We start from the raw sequence: 2,775 nt of genomic DNA on the forward strand, positions 1-2,775 counted from the left end.
TAAATCATGAAAAATGAATGAAAAATTGCTACTAAAATTACCGCAACTTTTCATACACAAATACGTTACCTACAATTATGAAAAAACCGAGAATACTAATCATATTATTTCTGATTTTTACTTCTTTGCAATGTTTCGGACAACAATATTCGGAATATGCAATTGACGGAAACGGATTTGATTCTGTTTTTCAAGACTTGGAATCAGGGAATTTTAACGGAACAATAAACGGAATTCTAATCGTAAAAAATTCTGACAACAAGGAGTCACTATTGGATTTTCAAGGCAGTTATGCAAAATTGGAAATTGAAAAAGATAAAGACGAAGTTTATGACTTGAGCTATAAAAAATATATAGGAAAAACAACAAGCGGTAAAACGGAAATAAAATATCAGACTTACGGTTCTGCTAACTCGTTCGGAATTGAATTTAAGGGAGAGTTTTACGAATTATCATTAATTGACGGAGCTTGTGACCTAATCATAAATGGACTTGAATACTCTTATGAATCGGAAAAAAGTGCCGAATATCTTATTATCCGAGTAACTAAAGAAATTGAATTAAAGAATAGTTATAAAAGCAAAGTCCGTAAATCAATTAAAGTATTGCCGAATTCGACTTTGATTTTTGCTATCAAACGGAATAAATAACTGTAGGTAACACCGTATATAATTTATTACTAGCTCTAGCCTACTTACGAAAATCCTTACGGATTTTCTATTTGGTTTGTATTTGCTAAATTAGGTGTTTAAAACACGCAACAAACCATATACAACAACGTTGTGCAACATAACGCAACAGTACATTAAAAATAAATGAAAGAGAAAATATTAGGTTTATTAATAATTATATCAATTGTATCATGCAATAAATATTCTCGTGAGAGATATCCTAAATTTTCTACTAAAACTGAAAGTTATAAATATGTAAACAGCTGTTATTCTGTTGAGTTTGATAATTTAAATAAAATTCCAATTGATATAAAGAATCAATTTAAATCTTATCTGAAAAATAGATTAGGAAAAAACAACTTCCAAAAACTGGAATTTAAGTTTGGCTATGTTCTATCAGATAAACCAATTGAAATAGAAAGAACAAAAAGTGAGAGTGAAATTTTAGCAATTTTGGGGCAAAACAAAGAAAAATCAAATTGCGATTCAATTATTGATTTCCCTGTTTACTCAATCATTTATGAATTGAAATTACCCGAAATCGGAATTAACAAAGTCGGACTAAATTTGATGTTAGATACAAATGGAAAAACAATTAAAGATATTGATTTTCCTAAAGCTGAATTTTCAGACAAATTAATACCAATAGATTCTGTTCACTCAGAATTAATTCGTAGAAAGATCCCATATAAAAAACTGAATATTGATTTGTGGTTTGATAAAAGAATTGAATCGTTTGTTTGGTCAACGAGTACATTAATTCAGGAAGGAAGTATATTTGGGCCGAGTTGTTTTCCGGAAGTAAAATATCACTTTAAAATGAACGCAAATAATGGAGAAATTACTGAGTTTAAAAATGTACAAAAAGATGAATATTTTTTCGGATCTGACAATCACTATGTTGAATAAAAATACGTTGCACAACAAAGTGTATAATTAATTGCGGCTGTCCCGAAGCTTCGGGACCTCAGCGGAAATTCAATCTTATTAATTATCTTTCCGCAAAATCGGAAAACGACTTGCGTCCTTTTCCCGCAAAAAATCATACACAAATACGTTAGCACCAAGCTGGAAAATGAACTTCTTCTGGAAAAATATAACTGAAAATTGGATAATTAAATTATTCAAAATAACAGATAATAAAATAGCGCAAGATTTTAATATGGAGAGCTGTATTCTTTCAGTTATAGATTCAATAAGTCAAACAACGGAATTAAAAGCAAATCTTTTCGATATAAATTATAGAGATTCGAGAAAGACTCTAAATGGATTTAAAAAAGCTCTAAAAAAACAAAAAGAAATTGTCTACAGTTCAGTTGATTTTGACTCAAATAAAACAAACACCTTTTTTACCATTGAAAACCCAATGCTAAACTGGACTGAACAACCAGAAAACTCATCAATAAATATTTCTATACAAATTGCGACAGATTTTGCCGATTTGAATATGATTGAACTGACAACTAAAAACTTAATTACCTTTTTTGATTTTGAATATGGATATATTACAAAAGTACCTTCGAATTATGATTCCTTAACTGAAAGAAAAATAAAGAAAGGTTTATTCTCAACAAGTATTGATGTCAATGAAACAGACCACGCTTGGACTTTTCACTCAATCGGAATACTTGATGGTTTTATAAAACGACTATATCCTGTTAATTATCTAAACAAAAGTCATCTCTCGGATTTAACAACAAAGGAATTGACTTTGAAATACGGAATCATTGAAAACATATCGGATAATATCTGTAAATGGACTTTGAATTCAGAGGAATTTGAGAACTTAAAAAATAATGAACAAATCCAAAAAATATCAATTATAACGAATGATCTTGGATTTTTAAAAACTGATAAAGCGAAATTGTTTAGAGATAAAATGGAACTGAAGAAGCCAGTTGCTAACAAGGTGTATAATTAATAGCGGCAGAATTTCCTCAGCGGAAATTCAATCTTATTAATTATCTTTCCGAAACATCGGAAAATGACTCGCGTCCTTTTCCCGCAAAAAATCATACACAAATACGTTGTACTTAATGATTAAAAAAATATTCTATATATTATTATTTTCTGTCTCGATCCAAAATAGTCTATCTCAGGTTTC

The 2,775-nt window shown here is 29.4% G+C and carries 3 protein-coding genes; all 3 read left to right on the forward strand.

Annotated features, from left to right (window positions below):
* Nucleotides 1-77: 77 nt before the first annotated feature.
* The 3 genes from ACOSP6_RS00085 (at nt 78) to ACOSP6_RS00095 (ending at nt 2,592) form a co-directional block, all read left to right on the forward strand.
* Nucleotides 78-650: a hypothetical protein gene (locus ACOSP6_RS00085; protein WP_422092452.1), complete on the forward strand. Its 573-nt coding sequence runs from the start codon at nt 78-80 to the stop codon at nt 648-650.
* 165 nt (nt 651-815) lie between these two features.
* Nucleotides 816-1,580, forward strand: a complete 765-nt coding sequence (locus tag ACOSP6_RS00090; protein ID WP_422092453.1) for a hypothetical protein — start codon at nt 816-818, stop codon at nt 1,578-1,580.
* 166 nt (nt 1,581-1,746) lie between these two features.
* Complete coding sequence (locus tag ACOSP6_RS00095) at nt 1,747-2,592, forward strand: hypothetical protein (protein WP_422092454.1); 846 nt, start codon at nt 1,747-1,749, stop codon at nt 2,590-2,592.
* The last annotated feature ends 183 nt before the right edge of the window (nt 2,593-2,775 follow it).

The organism is Tenacibaculum sp. MEBiC06402 (genome assembly GCF_049239625.1).
Lineage (GTDB): Bacteria > Bacteroidota > Bacteroidia > Flavobacteriales > Flavobacteriaceae > Polaribacter.